At 42.7% G+C, this 17,958-nt stretch carries 18 protein-coding genes; 15 read left to right on the top strand and 3 right to left on the bottom strand.

The genetic code is table 11. From position 1 onward, the window contains the following. Positions 1 to 5: 5 nt before the first annotated feature. Positions 6 to 1,331 carry an amino acid permease gene (locus NST24_RS06335; RefSeq protein ID WP_341015765.1) on the bottom strand — a complete coding sequence of 442 codons (1,326 nt, stop codon included), beginning with the start codon at positions 1,329 to 1,331 and terminating at the stop codon, positions 6 to 8. Positions 1,332 to 1,660: 329 nt separating this feature from the next. Here NST24_RS06335 and NST24_RS06340 point away from each other — a divergent pair, with 329 nt between their 5' ends. Beyond that, positions 1,661 to 2,611: a ring-cleaving dioxygenase gene (locus NST24_RS06340; protein ID WP_342462455.1), complete on the top strand. Its 951-nt coding sequence runs from the start codon at positions 1,661 to 1,663 to the stop codon at positions 2,609 to 2,611. Positions 2,612 to 2,653: 42 nt separating this feature from the next. Here NST24_RS06340 and NST24_RS06345 read toward each other — a convergent pair whose 3' ends face one another. Beyond that, positions 2,654 to 3,973 (bottom strand): trypsin-like peptidase domain-containing protein, encoded by a 1,320-nt coding sequence (locus NST24_RS06345; protein WP_342462456.1) that lies wholly within the window; start codon positions 3,971 to 3,973, stop codon positions 2,654 to 2,656. 169 nt (positions 3,974 to 4,142) lie between these two features. Here NST24_RS06345 and proG point away from each other — a divergent pair, with 169 nt between their 5' ends. The 10 genes from proG to NST24_RS06395 all read left to right on the top strand — a co-directional run bounded on the left by proG (position 4,143) and on the right by NST24_RS06395 (position 14,538). Then, positions 4,143 to 4,967, top strand: a complete 825-nt coding sequence (gene proG, locus NST24_RS06350; protein WP_342462457.1) for a pyrroline-5-carboxylate reductase ProG — start codon at positions 4,143 to 4,145, stop codon at positions 4,965 to 4,967. A 189-nt stretch (positions 4,968 to 5,156) separates the two neighbouring features. Further along, on the top strand, positions 5,157 to 5,981 hold the full coding sequence (locus NST24_RS06355) for a M55 family metallopeptidase (protein WP_342462458.1): 825 nt from the start codon (positions 5,157 to 5,159) through the stop codon (positions 5,979 to 5,981). A gap of 18 nt (positions 5,982 to 5,999) precedes the next feature. Next, positions 6,000 to 6,935, top strand: a complete 936-nt coding sequence (locus tag NST24_RS06360; protein ID WP_008346233.1) for an ABC transporter permease — start codon at positions 6,000 to 6,002, stop codon at positions 6,933 to 6,935. After that, on the top strand, positions 6,932 to 7,894 hold the full coding sequence (locus NST24_RS06365; protein WP_024719611.1) for an ABC transporter permease: 963 nt from the start codon (positions 6,932 to 6,934) through the stop codon (positions 7,892 to 7,894). Before NST24_RS06360 ends, NST24_RS06365 begins: the two co-directional genes overlap by 4 nt. Positions 7,895 to 7,901: 7 nt before the next feature. After that, entirely contained in the window at positions 7,902 to 8,915 is a 1,014-nt protein-coding gene (locus tag NST24_RS06370) for an ABC transporter ATP-binding protein (RefSeq protein ID WP_251185944.1), read from the top strand. Continuing rightward, entirely contained in the window at positions 8,912 to 10,531 is a 1,620-nt protein-coding gene (locus NST24_RS06375) for a peptide ABC transporter substrate-binding protein (protein WP_342462459.1), read from the top strand. Before NST24_RS06370 ends, NST24_RS06375 begins: the two co-directional genes overlap by 4 nt. 114 nt (positions 10,532 to 10,645) lie before the next feature. Next, positions 10,646 to 11,587, top strand: coding sequence for an LD-carboxypeptidase (locus NST24_RS06380; protein WP_341015773.1), 942 nt, complete (start codon positions 10,646 to 10,648; stop codon positions 11,585 to 11,587). Continuing rightward, positions 11,584 to 12,663 (top strand): dipeptide epimerase, encoded by a 1,080-nt coding sequence (locus tag NST24_RS06385; RefSeq protein WP_342462460.1) that lies wholly within the window; start codon positions 11,584 to 11,586, stop codon positions 12,661 to 12,663. Before NST24_RS06380 ends, NST24_RS06385 begins: the two co-directional genes overlap by 4 nt. After that, positions 12,663 to 13,580 carry an NlpC/P60 family protein gene (locus NST24_RS06390; RefSeq protein ID WP_342462461.1) on the top strand — a complete coding sequence of 306 codons (918 nt, stop codon included), beginning with the start codon at positions 12,663 to 12,665 and terminating at the stop codon, positions 13,578 to 13,580. The genes NST24_RS06385 and NST24_RS06390 overlap by 1 nt, the downstream gene beginning before the upstream one ends. Continuing rightward, entirely contained in the window at positions 13,570 to 14,538 is a 969-nt protein-coding gene (locus NST24_RS06395; RefSeq protein WP_008346217.1) for an oligopeptide/dipeptide ABC transporter ATP-binding protein, read from the top strand. Before NST24_RS06390 ends, NST24_RS06395 begins: the two co-directional genes overlap by 11 nt. 61 nt (positions 14,539 to 14,599) lie before the next feature. On the opposite strand, the gene NST24_RS06400 is transcribed toward NST24_RS06395, so the two are convergent. Further along, positions 14,600 to 15,460, bottom strand: a complete 861-nt coding sequence (locus tag NST24_RS06400) for a dimethylarginine dimethylaminohydrolase family protein (protein WP_342462462.1) — start codon at positions 15,458 to 15,460, stop codon at positions 14,600 to 14,602. 179 nt (positions 15,461 to 15,639) lie between these two features. On the opposite strand from NST24_RS06400, the gene NST24_RS06405 reads away from it, so the two are divergent. The 4 genes from NST24_RS06405 to NST24_RS06420 all read left to right on the top strand — a co-directional run bounded on the left by NST24_RS06405 (position 15,640) and on the right by NST24_RS06420 (position 17,958). Further along, complete coding sequence (locus tag NST24_RS06405; RefSeq protein ID WP_008346212.1) at positions 15,640 to 16,161, top strand: acyl-CoA thioesterase; 522 nt, start codon at positions 15,640 to 15,642, stop codon at positions 16,159 to 16,161. Positions 16,162 to 16,275: 114 nt separating this feature from the next. Beyond that, positions 16,276 to 16,602, top strand: coding sequence for a PadR family transcriptional regulator (locus tag NST24_RS06410; RefSeq protein ID WP_017367090.1), 327 nt, complete (start codon positions 16,276 to 16,278; stop codon positions 16,600 to 16,602). A gap of 4 nt (positions 16,603 to 16,606) precedes the next feature. Continuing rightward, positions 16,607 to 17,359: an NADH dehydrogenase gene (locus NST24_RS06415; RefSeq protein WP_047945981.1), complete on the top strand. Its 753-nt coding sequence runs from the start codon at positions 16,607 to 16,609 to the stop codon at positions 17,357 to 17,359. A gap of 110 nt (positions 17,360 to 17,469) precedes the next feature. Continuing rightward, positions 17,470 to 17,958 carry a small multi-drug export protein gene (locus NST24_RS06420; protein ID WP_007498817.1) on the top strand — a complete coding sequence of 163 codons (489 nt, stop codon included), beginning with the start codon at positions 17,470 to 17,472 and terminating at the stop codon, positions 17,956 to 17,958.

Here is a 17,958-nt window from a genome sequence, read left to right on the forward strand (position 1 = left end):
CTGTCTTAGCGCTCTGCTTTATTTTGTGTTTTTTTCATGTAGTAATAAATCGGCAGTCCGGCAATGCCGATCAGCATGGAGATCAGGCAGCTTTGCCAATCGGTGATCATGGTGCTGATTAAGACAAAGAAAGAGCCGATAATCGCAATGATCGGTGTGAGCGGGTAAAGTGGTACGCTATAAGCGCGCTTCATTCCCCTGTTTTGTTTTCTTAACTTAAAGACAGCGAAAAAGGCCATCACATAAAAGATGTAAATCATGAAAATCGAAACCTCTGACAGCTTCTCGGGATTACTGACGATCATAAACACAATGGCAATCAAAATCTGTACAAATACAGCGATCCAAGGTGTTTGAAAAGTAGGATGAATGCGTGAAATGGCTTTGGCAAACGGAATTTGTTTTCGTTCTGCCATCGCAAAAATGACACGCGGGAACGAAAGAACCTTTCCATTCAAACAGCCAAAGATACTAATGATGATTCCGATACTAATAATTTTACCGCCAATTGGACCAAAGAGCATTGTAGCAGCTGTGCTTGTTGCATTTTCACCTAGTTGAACGATTTGATCAGCTGGTAACACATGTAAAAGGGCGATGTTAATAAAGAGATAACATGCTGTGACAATTAAAATACCGCCTGCCATCGCGCGAGGAAGCAGTTTCTCTGGATTTTTCATTTCACCACCAAGCGCTGCAAGCAAAATCCAGCCATCATAGGCGAATAATGTCGCCAAAATTGCTGCACCGAAGTTCATTTGTGCGATACTCTCATTGACGGCTGTGAAAATATGTTCATTTCCTTTCCATAAGCCAAACACAATAATTGCTGCAATTGGAACAAGCTTTCCGATCGTGGTCAGTCCTTGGACAAAGCCACCGTATTTCGTTCCCATGATGTTGATCACACATAAAAAAAGAACGGTGATAATGCCAATCGTTGTAGCCCATAAAGAAGAAAGAGAAAATAAATTAGCTAATAATGAACCAAAATAAAGACCAAGAGCACCAATAATCGCTGGTCCGTAAATAATAATTTGCACCCAGCCACATAAGTAGCCCCAAAATTCACCGTATACTTCTTCAAGATAGGCATATAAACCACCAGTACGTGGGATTTGCGTACCAATTTCAGCGACTGTGAGTCCGCCTGCAAGGGTTAAGATCCCGCCTAACAGCCATGCGAATAAGGCGATGTCTGAGCTTCCTGAATAAGAAAGGACGTTGCCAGGCTTCATAAAAACGCCAGATCCAATTATTGTTCCGATGACAAGAGATAGGGCAAAAAATAAGCCGATGTCTTGTTTTAACGCTGGTTGTTCTTTGTTCATTACACACGACCTCCTGCATCACTTTCGTACGTTACTGTGACATGTATTTTGTTCATTGTAATACGATTTTAGGAAAACAAGAATTAAAAAAATTTTCTGATTTTCGTATTTGTATTTAAAAGTGTTCGTTTATTGGAGATATTAGGATGAATGTTATCTTAAAAGCGAACAATATAAGAATATTTTTGGTGTAATGTTAATTTAATGGGCGAAAACCGAACATCCAATAAAGATGCAGTCGAATGGTTGACTTTTCTTCTAAAATGACCTATTTTATTCATAAGGATATTATCTTGAATTCGAGATACTTTATAATAGGAGTGAACGCAATGGAAATAAATGGGATTCACCACGTATCAGCACTAACAGCAAATGCTCAGAAAAACGTTGATTTCTACCGCCAAATCCTTGGCTTAAAACTGGTGAAAAAAACAGTCAATCAAGATGATCCATCGATGTATCATCTATTTTATGGAGATGAGGTCGCCTCACCTGGTACAGAGCTGACGTTTTTTGAAATACCGATGCTCGCCCGCCGGCTGGACGGAACAAATGCGATCTCACGCACAGGTCTGATTGTCTCTTCAGAAGAGGCAATCACCTTTTGGGAAAAGCGCTTTGAAGAAAAAGGTGTAAAGAAAGAAACAGCTTCTTTAAGAGGCGGCAGACCTGCCTTGAAATTTACAGATCCAGAAGGACAGCAGCTGTTTTTGACTGTAGAACCAAGCGTGCAAGATGGAGCGAAGCCGCCAGTGCATGATGAGATTCCTGCTGATTTTGCGATTAGAGGTTTGGGACCAGTAGAATTAACAGTCGCAGAAGCAGATAAAACGATCAGTGTGTTAACGAGCATCCTTGGTTTCACAGAAAAAGCACGTGAACAATCAAATGATGGGGAAATCGTGACGATTTTTGAATCAGGACAAGGCGGAGCTGGAACAGAGATTCATGTCATTGAAAAAGCAGAAGGACCTGCTGAGCGATCTGGCAGAGGGAGTGTTCATCACGTAGCCTTTCGTGTAGCGGACGCAGAAGAGCTTGAAAAATGGCATGATAAAATAGCCAAAGCCGGTTTCACCAACTCTGGTGTTGTAGAACGTTTTTATTTTAAAGCCCTATATTTTAGAGAGCCAAACGGCATTTTGTTTGAAATCTCAACAGACGGTCCGGGATTTACAGTGGATGAAAGCGTGGATGAACTTGGTGATCAATTAGCACTTCCACCATTTTTAGAGCACAAACGAGCAGAAATTGAACAAAGATTGGTCCCAATCAAGTGAACATGAAAAAAGCAGCTCAATTTTTATGAGCTGCTTTTTTCGTTAAGAACTGACTTGCTTTGATTCAGATTGTGTTAATGTCACTTGTTTTGTTTCTTCTTTTCCATTACGAACGAGTGTGATGCTGATGGTATCTCCAACTTTTGCATTCGTGTAAAGCTCGTGGCGTAATTCACTGCCGGTTGTCACTTTTTTGCCATTGATGGCGGTGATGACATCCTCTGCCTTTAATCCAGCTTTTGCAGCAGGTGAGCCAGCAGCGATTTCTTTTACGTACACGCCTTTATCCAGCTGACTGCTTGTCAGTCCAAGCGTTTCCTTCTGATAAGCATCTGGTACTTGTTCGAGATCCAGCATGCTGATACCGATATAAGGTCGTTCGATTTTTCCTTTTGTGAGAAGCTGCTCTGCAATTGGTTTGACATCATTGATTGGGAGCGCAAACCCGATACCTTCCACACCTGTTTCAGAAATTTTCATACTGGTGATCCCCACAACCTTTCCGTCTGTTGTTAAAAGCGGCCCGCCGCTGTTGCCGGGGTTAATGGCTGCATCTGTTTGGATGACATTAATACTGCTTTCGCCAGCTGATGTATCCATAGACACTGTTCGATCGACACCGCTGACAATTCCTTGTGTCACTGTTCTTGATAAATCTTCACCAAGCGGGTTTCCGATTGCGATGACGGTTTCTCCCGCACGAAGGGATGAGGAGTCTCCAAGTTCAGCGACTTTTGTAACGCCGCTGCTGTTAATTTCCACGACAGCAAGATCGGTCAGCGGGTCAGACCCAACCACTTTTCCTGCTACCGTCTTGCCATTATGCAAGGAGACTGTTAATTTATTTGCTCTTTCAATCACATGGTTGTTTGTTAATACATAGGCTTTACTGCCGGATTTTTTGAAAATAACCCCTGATCCGGTACCGCTTTCTTGTTCTTGACTGCTGCTGTTTTGATTTTGCTGTGATCCATCAAAAGGTGTGTTCATATCGCCAAAATCTGTGGTTGTTTGACTTTGTGTTTGATAGTTTGTAATGCCGACGATGGCTGGTGATACGTTTTCGACCATACTTGAAATACTGCTGGTCGAATTCGATGTTTGTGACGCTGTTGTTTTTGACGAATTTGTACTTGTATCATTTGTCGATACAGCGGCTGTTTTCGTTGACGAATCAGTTGAACTATTTTCTGAATGCTGAGCATATGGAGTTAGAACGTAAACACCTAACGCTAACGTACCTCCTACAATCCCGCTGACAAATGGCTTCAGCCAGCCACTTGGCTTCTTCTGCTTTTGTTTCGGCTGTTCAATGGTTTGTAATTCATAAGAAGTGTGTTTTTCATCTTTGTGATGTGTCATCAAGATCACTCTCTTTCATCGATTTTTACATGTATGTGTGTAAGGTGATTGACCGTATGTGGTGGATACTGACTTTATCGTAAGAAAAAAGTGTGGGATAAAAATGAAAACATTGTGGGAAATTGTTAAAATAAGTAGTGAATCTAAGCAAAATAGAGGAGATTAAACTGTGGAGACTATTGGAATCATTGGATATGGAAGTATGGCAGATATGATGGTACAAAAATGGCTGGACAAAGGAGTACTTCATGCCAGTCAATTTATGATCCATACAAGAAGTGAAACGGAGCGGCTGCAACAGCTGAAAGAGAAGAACCAGCATGTCAACATTTGCTCTTTAGATGACATCTCTGCATCATGTGATGTCGTGTTTGTTTGTGTACCACCGCTTGCTGTACTTGATGTCTTAGATCAGCTGAGCCCCGCAAAGACATCTCTTCAAATCGTATCAGTGGCAGCGGCTGTCACGTTAGACAAATTAATGCAACATACGAATCAGCCGGTGTCTAGATACATTCCCACTTTGACATCAGCCGTAGGGACGGGTGTATCCCTTGTGGCGCATGGTGAAACCGCTGGGCAGGAGGCACAAGAACGACTCTACCGCCTGCTTTCAGCTTTTAGTATCGTCAGGGAAGTGGAAGAGGACCGGTTTGATGCGGCGAGTAATTTGACAAGCTCTTCTCCGGGCTTTATTGCAGCAATCTTTGAAGAAATGGCGAGAGCCGCTGTTCGGAATAGTGAGCTTTCTTTAGAAGAAGCCTATGAATTTTTAACATATGCGCTGCTCGGTACAGGACAAGTTCTTGTTGAACACGGACTGACATTTGCTGAAACGGTGAACAGGGTCGCAACAAAAGGCGGGATTACAGGAGAAGGCGCTGCAGTCATCCAGCAGCAGGCACCGCAAATGTTCGATGACTTGTTTACACAAACGATGAAAAAATATGCGCAGCTAAAATCGCAAATCGATGAAGCAGACAAACACCACTAAAGACATAGCTAGTGGTGTTTTTTCTGTAAAATAAATCCTTTATCATCAATGCTTTTGACCTGTATTACCTGAGTCTAATTTCCTTATTTTCAGACATTGTATTGAAAAATCAATCAAGTTCTCATATAATTTTTTAGAAAATTTAGAAAAATATACACAAATTTTAAGTTTAATTAAAGGGGGATGGGGATGAAGCTCTATGTATCAGTCGATATGGAGGGAATTACTGGTCTAGCTGATCATACATTTGTTGATAGCCGCCAGCACAATTATGAGCGCGGGAGAAAAATCATGACAGGTGAAGTGAACGCCTGTGTAGAAGCTCTTCTTACACATGGGGCGACCGAGATTTTAGTGAATGATAGCCATTCTAAAATGAATAATTTGTTGATTGAAGATTTGCATGAGGAAGCATCTCTCATATCAGGGGATGTAAAGCCTTATTCAATGGTTCAAGGATTAGATCAAACGTATGATGCCGCTGTTTTTTTAGGCTATCATGCAAGGGCATCAATGAAAGGTGTGATGTCGCACAGTATGATTTTTGGTGTCAGACATTTTTACATAAATGATCATCCAGTTGGTGAAATGGGCTTTAATGCGTATGTCGCAGGGTATTATGGTGTTCCAGTCATTCTTGTATGTGGAGACGATCAAGCGGCACTTGAAGCCGAAAAGTTAATGCCTGGCGTGAAAACAGTGGCGGTGAAAGAAACCATTTCAAGATCTGCTGTGAAATGCTTAACACCAGCGAAAGTGAGCACCCTCATCTCTCAGCAAGTGGAAGCTGCCATGAAACAAATTCATCAAATGAAGCCGCTCACGCCTCCTGAGCAGCCAGTGCTGAAAATCGAGTTTGCCAATTATGGACAAGCCGAATGGGCGAATTTAATGCCGGGTACGACCATCATCGAAGGGACAACAACGGTGACGTACCAAGCAGAGAATATATTAGAAGCCTACCAAGCGATGCTTGTCATGACAGAGCTTGCCGCACGTACAACATTTTGTTAAGCGAGGGGGAGACAGCAGATGGCCAGCTTTTTGCTCAAGCGTTTGATTGCCATGATTGCCACGATTTTAACCATCACAACTTTAACGTTTATTTTAATGAAGGTCATCCCAGGATCGCCCTTCAATGAAGAACGAAATACAAACGAAACTGTCCAGCGAAACCTCGAAAGCTACTATCACTTAGACGAACCACTCTATGTTCAATATATGATCTATTTAAAATCCATCGTTACTTTTGATTTTGGTCCTTCCATTAAAAAGCCTTCTGAAAGTGTCAATGATTTATTGGCGAGAGGTTTTCCAGTCTCATTAGAACTTGGTCTTATCTCTATTTTGATTGCTGTCATCTCCGGCATCTTGCTCGGAATCATGGCTGCCCTCCGGCATAATGGCTTGATTGATTATATCGCCATGACGATTGCTGTTTTCGGTATATCCATACCAAACTTTATCTTTGCTACCTTATTAATTCAGCAGCTTGCTGTGAATGTAAAGCTCTTTCCTACAGCGATGTGGACAAGTCCAATGCATATGGTGCTTCCTACCATTGCACTGGCGGTAGGTCCAATGGCTATCATTGCCCGGTTAACGAGATCGAGCATGATTGAAGTGCTGTCGCAGGACTATATTCGAACTGCAAAAGCGAAAGGACTTTCCCCTTATAAAATTGTGTTTAAACATGCCCTGCGGAATGCGCTTTTACCTGTTGTCACGATCCTCGGCACACTTGTCGCAAGTATTTTAACAGGCAGTTTTGTGATTGAAAAAATATTTGCGATCCCTGGAATGGGAAAATACTTTGTTGAGAGTATTAATAATCGTGACTATCCTGTCATCATGGGAACCACTGTTTTTTACAGCATCATCTTAATTACCCTTCTTTTCATTGTAGATGTGACATATCGTCTGCTTGATCCAAGGATCCAGCTGCATCAGAAAGGAGGAAAGGCATGAGTATACATCTTCAGCATGATCAAACGAATCAAGCGCATGAAGTGCCAGATGAATGGTTTGCTCCTAAAGAACAAAAGACATCTGAAGTCCATGCCATTAAAAGACCCTCGCTTTCGTATTGGGCAGATACTTGGCGACGGTTAAAACAAAATAAACTCGCTATGTTTAGTTTATCGGTGCTGATTTTTCTTTTCGTCATGGCTGTATTAGGCCCACTCCTTGCACCGAATAGTGTGACAGAACAGCGGCTTTCCATGCAAAACTTGCCACCGTCAGCTGCTCACTGGTTTGGAACAGATGAACTTGGACGTGATGTGTTTACACGTACTTGGTACGGCGCACGCATTTCATTATTTGTGGGCGTGATGGCCGCTCTCATTGATTTTGCAATCGGTGTCATCTATGGCGGTATTGCAGGCTATAAAGGCGGGAAGTATGACCATGTCATGATGCGGATCGTCGAGGTGCTTTACGGTCTGCCGTATTTACTCGTCGTCATTTTATTGATGGTTCTGATGGGGCCTGGGCTTGTCACTATTATTGTGGCGCTCACTGTCACAGGATGGATTGGGATGGCAAGAATCGTGAGAGGTCAAGTCCTTCAGCTGAAAAGCCAAGAATATGTCCTTGCCTCGAAAACCTTTGGCGCAAAAAGTTTGCGCATCATCCGCAGAAATTTACTGCCGAATACGATGGGACCGATTATTGTCCAGATGACGCTAACTGTACCGACAGCGATTTTTGCTGAAGCGTTCTTAAGTTTTCTTGGTTTAGGGATTCAAGCGCCGTTTGCAAGCTGGGGTGTGATGGCCAATGATGCCTTGCCGACAGTGCTATCAGATAATGGTCACTGGTGGCGTTTATTCTTTCCGGCATTTTTTATTTCGCTGACGATGTTTTGCTTTAATAATTTAGGTGATGGCTTGCAAGATGCGCTTGATCCGAAGATGAAGAGGTGATGGCGTGATGAAAAAAATGCTTCGGATTATCAATCTGCATGTTAGCTTTCGGACATATGGCGGTTCTGTTCAAGCGGTACGCGGGGTGAATGTGGATGTGTATGAAAAAGAAACCCTCGCCATTGTCGGAGAATCAGGCTGCGGAAAAAGTGTGACGTCTCAAAGTATCATGCGGCTTCTCCCTGCATACAGCGCACAAGTCGATCAAGGGGAAATTTGGTTTCGTGATCGCAACTTGCTGTCATTATCTGAAAAAGACATGCGAAGCATACGTGGTGTCGATATCTCCATGATTTTTCAAGATCCTATGACGGCACTCAACCCGACGCTGACAATTGGAGATCAGCTGATGGAGGCTGCAAAAGTGCATCAGAAGCTGACAAAAAAAGAAGTGAAAGAAGAGGCGCTTCGTATGCTTGATTTGGTGGGGATTCCGCAGCCGAAAGAGAGGCTGAAGCAATATCCGCATCAATTCAGCGGTGGCATGAGGCAGCGGCTCATGATTGCAATGGCTCTTATTTGTGAGCCGAAGGTGCTGATTGCAGATGAACCGACAACTGCACTTGATGTCACCATACAGGCGCAGATTTTAGAACTATTTAAAGAGATTCAGAAAAAAACAGGCGTGACGATTATTTTAATCACACATGACCTAGGGGTCGTAGCACAAGTCGCTGATCGAGTGGCTGTCATGTACGGGGGGAAAATCGTTGAAGTTGGGACAAGGCGAGATATCTTTTACAGTCCACAGCATCCCTATACAAAAGGGCTGCTGCAATCCGTTCCAAGGCTGGATATGAAAGATGAACTCATTCCTATTGAAGGAAGCCCGCCAGATTTATTTGCTCCGCCAAAAGGTTGTCCATACACCGATCGATGTCCGTCTGCGATGAAAGTGTGTGATCATATTATGCCGCATGAAACGCAGCGTTCACCTACACATGCAGTACATTGCTGGCTTCAAGATGAACGAGCGAAGCAAACGGTTTTATCTTCAACACAAAGGGGGAGTTTTTCATGAGAAAAACAGGTTGGATTCTCAGTATGTGCTTTATCACAGTGATGCTGCTTGCAGGATGTACAGCCAATGAGCAAGCAGGCAAAGGATCTTCAAGCAAGGGTGAAGAGAAAGTTTTAACATTAAATAACGAAAACGAACCGACATCATTTGATCCACCCATTGGTTTTAATAATGTGTCCTGGCAAGGGCTCAATAACTTAATGGAAGGATTAACGAGACTGAATGAGAAGCACGAACCATCTGCTGCCATGGCGGAAAAATGGGACATTTCAAAGGACGGAAAAACGTACACGTTCCATTTAAGGGATGGAATTAAGTGGTCAAATGGTGATCCAGTCAAAGCAAGTGACTTTGAATATGCGTGGAAGCGGCTGCTAGATCCAAAGACGGGCTCTTCTGCGGCATTCTTAGCTTATATGATTGAAGGGGGCGAAGCGTTTAACAGCGGAAAAGGGAAGAAAGAAGATGTAAAAGTTAAGGCTGTTAATGATCAAACGCTAGAGGTCAAGCTAGCATACCCGCAGAAATCTTTCTTAAATATGACGGCAAACCCTGCCTTTTTCCCAGTGAATGAGAAGGTAGCGGAAAAGGACCCGAACTGGGCCAAGGATGCGAAAACCTTTGTCGGCAATGGACCGTTTAAGCTGACAGAGTGGAAGCATGATGAAAGCTTTACAATGGAAAAAAGTGACACGTATTGGGACAAACAAACGGTCAAGCTAGATCAAGTGAAATGGCTCATGATCAGTGATCGAAACACAGATTACCAAATGTATCAATCAGGAGATTTAGATACGGCCTTCGTTCCGGCAGAACAAAGTGAAGACCTGTTAAAAAGCAAAGATGTGCAAATTGAGGATCAAGCAGGGCTGTTTTTTTATCGTCTAAATGTCAACATGGAGCCTTTTCAAAATAAGAACATTCGCAAAGCCTTTCAAATGGCGATCAATCCTCAGGATATTGTAGAGTATGTGACGAAAAATGAAGAGAAGCCAGCACATGCCTTCGTTTCACCAGGAATTTTAGATTCAAAGGGTGAAGATTTCAGAGAAGCTGGCGGCGACCTTGTCAAACATGATACGAGTGAAGCTGTAAAACTATTAGAAAAAGGGTTGAAAGAAGAGAACTATTCTAAGCTTCCGCCCGTCACATTAACATATAGTACAAAGCCTGAAAATAAGAAAAAAGCAGAAGCCATTCAGCAACAATTAAAAGAAGCGCTAGGGGTAGATGTGAAGCTTGCAAACATGGAAGCAAATGTGTTTGCAGAAGATCAAAAGGCACTCAAATTCCAATTCTCGCAAAGTTCATTTCTAGCTGACTATGCAGACCCAATCAATTTCTTAGAGAGCTTCCAAACAGGAAATGCGATGAACCGGACAGGTTGGTCAAATGATACGTATGATCAGCTGATCAAAAAGGCGAGTCAAGAAGCAGATGAACAAAAGAGAAATCGTATGCTGCATGATGCCGAGGCACTTCTCATGGAAGAAGCACCGATCATTCCCATTCATTTTTATAACCAAGTCTATTTACAAAAAGAAGGCGTAAAGGGCATTGTCCGTCATCCTGTTGGTTACATTGATTTGAAATGGGCACAGGTAGATGGAGAGTAAATGAAAAAATGAGAGAACGGGACGCTTTGTAAAAAGCGTCTGTTCCTTTATTTGTTCATGTTATGAAGAAGATGCCCATAGATTGAAAGAAACGAAGAGAAAGAGGGGATTGGCATGAACCATCTGCCAGTGGCACTTCAAACAGGAGATACAGTGGGAATCATTGCACCAGCAAGCCCGCCTGACGAGCTGAAATTAGCAAAAGGTATTTCTTTTTTAGAAAGCTTAGGGCTAAAGGTGAAAAAGGGGAAGTATATCAACTCCCGGTATGGTTATTTAGCAGCTCATGATCATGAACGAGTGGAAGATATTCATCACATGTTTCAAGATCCAGATGTGAAGGCAGTGATTTGTGCTTGCGGAGGATACGGAACAGGAAGAATTGCAGAAGCCATTGATTATGACTTGATTCGCCGGAACCCAAAAATCTTTTGGGGATACAGTGATATTACGTTTTTACATACAGCCATTCAGCAGCAGACGGGTCTTGTGACCTTTCATGGTCCAATGCTCTCCTCTGATGTGGGACTTGAAGAGGTTCATCCGTATACAAAGGATACCTTTTTACAGCTATTCACTCCAAAAGCCTTTTCGTATACGAACCACCTGTCACCTCTTCACACTTTTTATCATGGCACGGCTTCAGGCGAAATCACCGGAGGAAATCTTGCCCTTATTGTCACGACACTTGGTACACCTTTTGAAATTGATACAAAGGGGAAGCTTTTATTGATAGAAGATATAGACGAAGAACCATATAAAATCGATCGAATGATGCAGCACTTAGCCTCTGCAGGAAAATTACATGATGCGGCGGGATTTATCATTGGTGATTTTCATCAATGTGAGCCGAAAAAGAAAGAGCAGTCGTTAACGCTGGATCAGTTGTGGGAGACGTATATTGTCCCGCAACAGAAACCTGCACTTGGCGGTTTTCGGATCGGTCATTCCTCTCCAAACTTCGCCATTCCAATCGGCGTGCAGGCTACATTAGATGCTACAGGGAAAAAACTGCATATTTCCCCAGGTGTTGCAGCGAAAGAGGCGATCAAATGAAAATCGTAGATGTTCGCACAAGCAGAACGAGTGTACCGCTAAAGAAGCCTTTCAAAACAGCATTAAGAACGGTGTATGACGCCGCATCTCTTATTGTGATCATCACCTATGATCAAGGCGATGTCAGCTATGGAGAGGCAGTGCCGACATCGGTCATTACAGGTGAAACACTGGAAAGCATCGACTATGCTATTTGCGCTGTGATGAGGCCGATCTTGATTGGTGCCTCATTGTCACAATATGAACAAATCTTTTCAGCGATCGACCGTGTACTTGCAGGAAACACGAGTGCAAAGGCTGCAATAGATATGGCGATTTACGATGGTTTAGCGAAGCAGGCTGGCCTGCCACTTTATCAATATCTTGGTGGTTATCGTGATCAGCTGGAAACGGATTACACGGTTAGTGTCAACCGTCCGCTAGAAATGGCAGAGGATGCGAAGCAATATGCAGCTGAAGGCTTTCGTACCTTAAAGATCAAAGTGGGAAAAGATGATATAGATACGGATATTCAGCGGATCAAACGGATTCGAGAAAAAGTCGGGCCGGATATTCAAATCAGGCTTGACGCCAACCAAGGCTGGACATGGAAGGAAGCGATTGTCGCCATTCGAAAAATGGAGGCACTCGATATTGAACTAGTCGAGCAGCCAGTGCCTAAAGAAGACATCGAGGGTCTGCGCCGGGTGACGGAAGCAACAGACACATTGATTATGGCGGATGAAAGTATTTTTAGCCTCCATGATGCCATCAAGGTGTTAGAAACGAGAAGCTGTAATCTCATCAACTTAAAATTAATGAAAACAGGCGGTATCAAAAAAGCGCTGAAAATCAATAGTTTAGCAGAAGCATACGGCGTCAAGTGCATGGTTGGCAGTATGATCGAGTCAAAACTAGGGATTACCGCAGCCGCTCATCTTGCTGCAAGCCAGCCGAATATTACCCGTTATGATTTTGATGCGCCGCTTATGCTCAAAGAGGACTTAATAGACGGAGGAATTATCTATCAAGGAAAAGATATTCTCTTTCCGCCGCATCATGGGTTAGGCATTCAAAGAGTGAAAGGGGTCTTATGATGTTATATGAATCAAAGGTTCCAGTCGCAAATATATGGACAGCACCGCAGTCGCCGAGAGAAATAGATCGACACGTTCTTCAAAGTTCCGTCCAGATCAAAGAATGGATTGATGAGCAAACATATGAACAGAAATTGGCCTTATGTGAAGAAAACCTTATTCAAACCCAAGTACTGCTTGGCGAACGAGTCATTGGGCTGGAGGAGACAGATGGCTGGATGAAAGTTGTCATCCCGCAGCAGGCAAGCCGGAAACACCCGCAAGGCTATCCAGGTTATATCCCTGTAGAGCAATTAAATGAAGTATCAGAGAGTGAACCACCTGCTAGTCCCTTGATTGTTTGTCAGAAAAAAGCCGTTTTATATCAAAACGGAACACCGGATATGGAGGTTAGTTTTTTAACAGAACTAACACCTGTTGAAGAAACGAGCGATTCCTTTGATGTTCTGACTCCAGTAGGAAGAAGAGAAATCAAAAAAGAAGATGTGCGCCGTGCTTCATCACCTTCTTCTATGAGCGGTAAGGATGCCTTAGCTATAGGAAAACAATTTATTGGACTGTCATATTTGTGGGGCGGCATGAGCAGCTATGGCTACGACTGTTCGGGTTTTGTTTACAGCATGTACAAAGCGTGTGGATGTTTATTACCGAGAGACGCAAGTGACCAAGCAGTTCAAGGAACTCCAGTCGCATCAAACCATTTGGCGCCAGGTGATCTCATGTTTTTTGCCAATGACAATGGGAAGGGAGCAGTTCGCCATGTAGGGATGTATGCTGGAGATGGCATGATGCTTCACTCACCTAAAACGGGCAGACAGATTGAACTCCTTTCTCTTTCTGGTACTTCATATGAACAGGAATGGGCAGGAACAAGGCGGTATTTGAAAGCTGAGAGGGGGAGATGTGATGGGAAGTGAACCACTTCTGCAAGTCAACAACTTAAAAAAGCATTTTCATCTATCGAAAGGAAGAACGTTAAAAGCATTAGATGGGGTCACCTTTCAGCTGAAACAAGGCGAAACCTTTGGTCTTGTTGGTGAGTCAGGCTGCGGGAAATCTACACTTGGAAAAGTGCTCATGCGGCTTTATGACCCGACAGAAGGTGAAGCTTTGTATGAAGGGAAAAGTCTCCATCACTTATCGAACCGAGAATCATTTGATTTCAATAGACAAATTCAAATGGTGTTTCAAGATCCGTATTCTTCTTTAAATCCTAGGCTCTCTGTAAAAGATATTATGCTAGAACCGATGGAGATCCACCAATTGTATGGCAGTCAAAAGAAAAGACTCGAACGTGTGAAGGAACTGCTTGAAGCGGTGGGGCTAAGTCATGATTTTGCTACACGCTATCCTCACGAATTCAGCGGAGGTCAGAGGCAAAGAATAGGGATTGCTAGAGCACTAGCCTTATCGCCAAAGTTTATTGTGGCAGATGAGCCGATTTCTGCACTAGATGTATCCGTTCAAGCTCAAGTCGTGAATTTGCTGAAAAAACTGCAAAAAGAAGAGGGATTGACGTTTTTATTTATTGCCCATGATTTATCGATGGTTAAATATATTAGCGATCGAATCGGTGTCATGTACTTAGGACATCTCGTGGAGATGACTAGCAGTGATGCTTTATATAAAACACCGCTTCATCCATATACACAAGCATTGCTGTCTGCTATCCCGATTCCAGATCCTGATGTGGAAGATAAACGCAAGCGGTTTATTTTAAAGGGAGAAATTCCAAGTCCAGTGAATCCGCCAAGCGGCTGCGTATTTCGGACAAGATGTCCTGCTGCAATGGATGTATGTGCGGACAAAAAGCCAGTATTACAAGCAGTCGAAGAAGGACATGAAGTGGCTTGTCATTTATATGATAGGAAGTAGATAGAGGGAAGAAGGTAAGCATTTAAAAAGCCAGCGAGTAGACAAGCTGGCTTTTTGGCTTTTATGAACGCCTAATAGGTAATGTACAGCATCTAAAAGAGCCGCCGGATTTAATGATTTCTGAAAAATCTACTTCAATGACGGTGTAGCCGCGGGCTGTTAATGCAGCATTTGTTTCTTGGTTGATTGGTAAGCTGATGACTTTTTTCTGACCAATGGACAACACATTTGGTCCAAGTGTGAACTGCTCTTGCTCACTTATTTCAATGAGATCATAATGCTTTTTGAGCATATGAAGATCCTTTTCCGTAAAAGCTTCAGGGTAAATCAAGATCTCATGATGAGAAAGAATATTCATCACACAATCAAGATGCAAAATGTGAGAAGGAAGATGAATAGGAATGATGTCGTGATTCGGCAGTTCTTTTTTGAGCTGCTGGATGGCGGCTAGATTTGTTCTTTTGCTGATCCCCACAAATACCCGGGTTTGGTCTACAAGCACATCGCCGCCTTCAATCGTTCCATCATCCAGCGTGATGGTTGTCCATCCTTTTGTCTGTGCCCATTCATTTAAGGAATGTTCTTCTCCTTGTCTGACAGGGGCTGCCATGTTTGAAACAAATAAAGTCTGTCCAATTGTAAATCCAATATCCCGAGTGAAGACTTGTTCAGGGAAACGTTCATTTGCAGGAAGAAGGACAGGCCGGACATGATGGTTTTTCAGCGTTTGGATGAATTGCTTATGCTGCGTGAGGGCTTTGATTTGAGAAATATTTTCTCTTGCAAAATGCTTTTGGGTTTCATTGATGATCTGTTTAATTTCCATATAAATTGGACTGCATAAGAGGACTTCTTGTAAATCATCATATTCACTCATACATTGCGGCGTTTTATACACTTTCTCTGATTTCATAGAATCCATCAAAGGGCCTCCTTGTTTATCGATAATTATATTATTCCTCCTTCTAGTAAATGTTGAAACATTTCCGAAAGAAAATCTCTCATGAGAGACTAAAGCAAAAAGTTTAGACAAACCTAATAGAATAGTGTTTAATAAAAGTCGTTCCGCATCAACGAAAACAGCAAGAAGGAGCTATGACGATGAGTGAAGAAAATTTCAAATACTGCAAGGAATCGAAAGTTGTGAAAACCAGCAGGGTATTCCCCCTCGATACGAATAACCACCAAACGTTATTTGGTGGGAAATTAATGAGTTATATAGATGACATTGCTTCCATCTCGGCAGCAAGACACAGCCGTAGTGAAACAGTCACCGCATCAATGGATTCAGTTGATTTTTTAGAGCCGATTGGACAGAAAGAGTCCGTCTGCTTAGAATCTTATGTGACATGGGTCGGTACATCTTCTATGGAAGTATTCGTCAAAGTCATTAAGGAAAACTTGATGTCTGGAGAGCGCAGACTCGCAGCAACTTCATTTCTTACTTTTGTCTCGCTTGATGAAAACGGGAAGCCAAAACGAGTTCCACAAGTCATGCCGGAAACAGAGGAAGAAATCATGCTTCATCAAACAGCGAAGCAGCGGGCAGAGGAAAGAAAAAGCCGCCGGAAGCATAGTAAAGCTTTGGCTGACGCACTTGGGACGGATAAGCCTTGGGCGTAAAAATCACCCTTTAAGCGGTGATTTTTTTCTGAGTCGGTATCTTGCATGGCAAGATAGTGTGTGGTAAGATCAAACTATCTTGTCATGCAAGGTACTGAAAGCGGAGGATCGATGATGACACAATCAACACAAATGCTAAAAGGAATTTTAGAAGGATGCCTGCTGTCGATTATTTCTGAAGGTGAAATTTATGGCTATGAAATGACAAAGAAGCTTGCGCACTATGGGTTTGATCAAATTAGTGAAGGTAGTATTTATCCGATCTTGCTGCGCATGCAAAAAGAACAACTGGTTCATACGTCCACAAAAGCATCGGCGAGTGGGCCGAAAAGGAAATACTATACGCTCACACAAAGAGGCGAAGAAGCGCTGACGGATTTTACTATGCGATGGAATGAGCTGTCAGGGAATGTAGAGCGATTATTACATAAAGGGAAGTGAGAAGATGGTAACAAAAGAAACGAGACACATCTTATTAGAGCTGCAACTCTATCTCATATCAAAAGGGAAAAATCAGGACGAGATCGACGAAGTGATGGATGAATTAACGACACACGCTGTCGAAGCTGAGAAAGATGGGAAAACAGGGGAAGATGTATTTGGAGGAGATCCACGGGGCTTTGCTGATGAGCTAGCGAAAGAGCTCTCTAGAAATCATAAAGACTGGGTTCCGTTTGTCAGTGCTTTTTTAATTGGATCTCTTTTTTACATGATGTTAGCAGATGCCATCAGTCAAAGTTTATCGTATTCTTGGTATGCACTCATTGGTTATCCGCTAATAATAGTGGCCAATGTGATCATGACCATTGTGATGTTTAGAGCTTCTGCCTTTCAAACAAGCGGGAGGGCATTCTTTTACTTTTGGATATTAGGTGTTTTTCAGATGACAGCCTTGATCACAGTGAAATTATTGGACCAAAAACTTGGTACTCCTTTACTTGTGCTGACCTCGAGCCAAAGATGGGGCGTCATTCTTCTGTTGCTGCTGTGTATTGTCTTATTGAATGCCATATTAAAGGCGAATATGATGTCGCTCATTCCGTTGATCTTCTTTGGACCGCAACTCCTATTCGAATGGCTTGGATGGACATCACCTCTGATGCTTCTTTTCACAAGTCTGGTATCCATTGTGATTTTAGTCTTGCTCACAATCGCTTTTTTACAGAAAACAAACAAGAAAAATGAACATTTAATGTAGATAGAGCACATCACTTGCGATGTGCTTTTCTTTTTCTAAAAAAATGTAGATATGGGATCACATTTTTCTTTACAATGAGAAGAGGACAAAAATGAAAAGGGGTTCTGTGATTGGATATTGTATGGGGGTATGTACTCGTTTTTATATTGGCTGCTTTACCTTTCTTTGAAGTGGTTGGTGTCGTTCCGCTGGGGATTTTAAGTGGTCTGCATCCTGTGACAACGGCAGTTATTGGATTCGTCGGCAACTTTCTTACCGTCTTGCTACTCATCGTCTTCGTGGACCGATTTAAAGCGTGGTGGCTGAAGAGGAAAGAGGAGAAACATGATGAAAAAGGAGAGAAAAAACAGCTGAAAGCCAGAAAGGTTTGGGAACGGTACGGTCTCCCTGGTTTGGCACTTATCGGTCCTTTTATCATTGGCAGTCATTTAGCGGCTTTTATGTGTATGAGCTTCGGGACGAAAAGAAAACAAGTCACTGTGTGGATGACGGTCAGTTTAATCATGTGGACCGCATTAGCTGCTAGTTTAACGGGTGCGGGGTTCCATTACTTTGCCCCAGATTCAAATGGGTTGTTCGGAGATATTTTTAGCAAGTAA

It is taken from the genome of Bacillus sp. FSL R5-0286, from assembly GCF_038593245.1.
Classification (GTDB): domain Bacteria; phylum Bacillota; class Bacilli; order Bacillales; family Bacillaceae; genus Bacillus; species Bacillus altitudinis.

Excerpts from the sequence above, each read along its gene's own strand:
- NST24_RS06360 (WP_008346233.1), top strand. The coding sequence starts at position 6,000 with ATGGCCAGCTTTTTGCTCAAGCGTTTGATTGCCATGATTGCCACGATT.
- NST24_RS06345 (WP_342462456.1), bottom strand. The coding sequence starts at position 3,973 with ATGACACATCACAAAGATGAAAAACACACTTCTTATGAATTACAAACC.
- NST24_RS06335 (WP_341015765.1), bottom strand. The coding sequence starts at position 1,331 with ATGAACAAAGAACAACCAGCGTTAAAACAAGACATCGGCTTATTTTTT.
- NST24_RS06390 (WP_342462461.1), top strand. The coding sequence starts at position 12,663 with ATGTTATATGAATCAAAGGTTCCAGTCGCAAATATATGGACAGCACCG.
- NST24_RS06400 (WP_342462462.1), bottom strand. The coding sequence starts at position 15,460 with ATGGATTCTATGAAATCAGAGAAAGTGTATAAAACGCCGCAATGTATG.
- NST24_RS06380 (WP_341015773.1), top strand. The coding sequence starts at position 10,646 with ATGAACCATCTGCCAGTGGCACTTCAAACAGGAGATACAGTGGGAATC.
- NST24_RS06395 (WP_008346217.1), top strand. The coding sequence starts at position 13,570 with ATGGGAAGTGAACCACTTCTGCAAGTCAACAACTTAAAAAAGCATTTT.
- NST24_RS06375 (WP_342462459.1), top strand. The coding sequence starts at position 8,912 with ATGAGAAAAACAGGTTGGATTCTCAGTATGTGCTTTATCACAGTGATG.
- NST24_RS06405 (WP_008346212.1), top strand. The coding sequence starts at position 15,640 with ATGAGTGAAGAAAATTTCAAATACTGCAAGGAATCGAAAGTTGTGAAA.
- NST24_RS06340 (WP_342462455.1), top strand. The coding sequence starts at position 1,661 with ATGGAAATAAATGGGATTCACCACGTATCAGCACTAACAGCAAATGCT.
- NST24_RS06415 (WP_047945981.1), top strand. The coding sequence starts at position 16,607 with ATGGTAACAAAAGAAACGAGACACATCTTATTAGAGCTGCAACTCTAT.
- NST24_RS06385 (WP_342462460.1), top strand. The coding sequence starts at position 11,584 with ATGAAAATCGTAGATGTTCGCACAAGCAGAACGAGTGTACCGCTAAAG.
- NST24_RS06355 (WP_342462458.1), top strand. The coding sequence starts at position 5,157 with ATGAAGCTCTATGTATCAGTCGATATGGAGGGAATTACTGGTCTAGCT.
- NST24_RS06370 (WP_251185944.1), top strand. The coding sequence starts at position 7,902 with ATGAAAAAAATGCTTCGGATTATCAATCTGCATGTTAGCTTTCGGACA.
- NST24_RS06365 (WP_024719611.1), top strand. The coding sequence starts at position 6,932 with ATGAGTATACATCTTCAGCATGATCAAACGAATCAAGCGCATGAAGTG.
- NST24_RS06410 (WP_017367090.1), top strand. The coding sequence starts at position 16,276 with ATGACACAATCAACACAAATGCTAAAAGGAATTTTAGAAGGATGCCTG.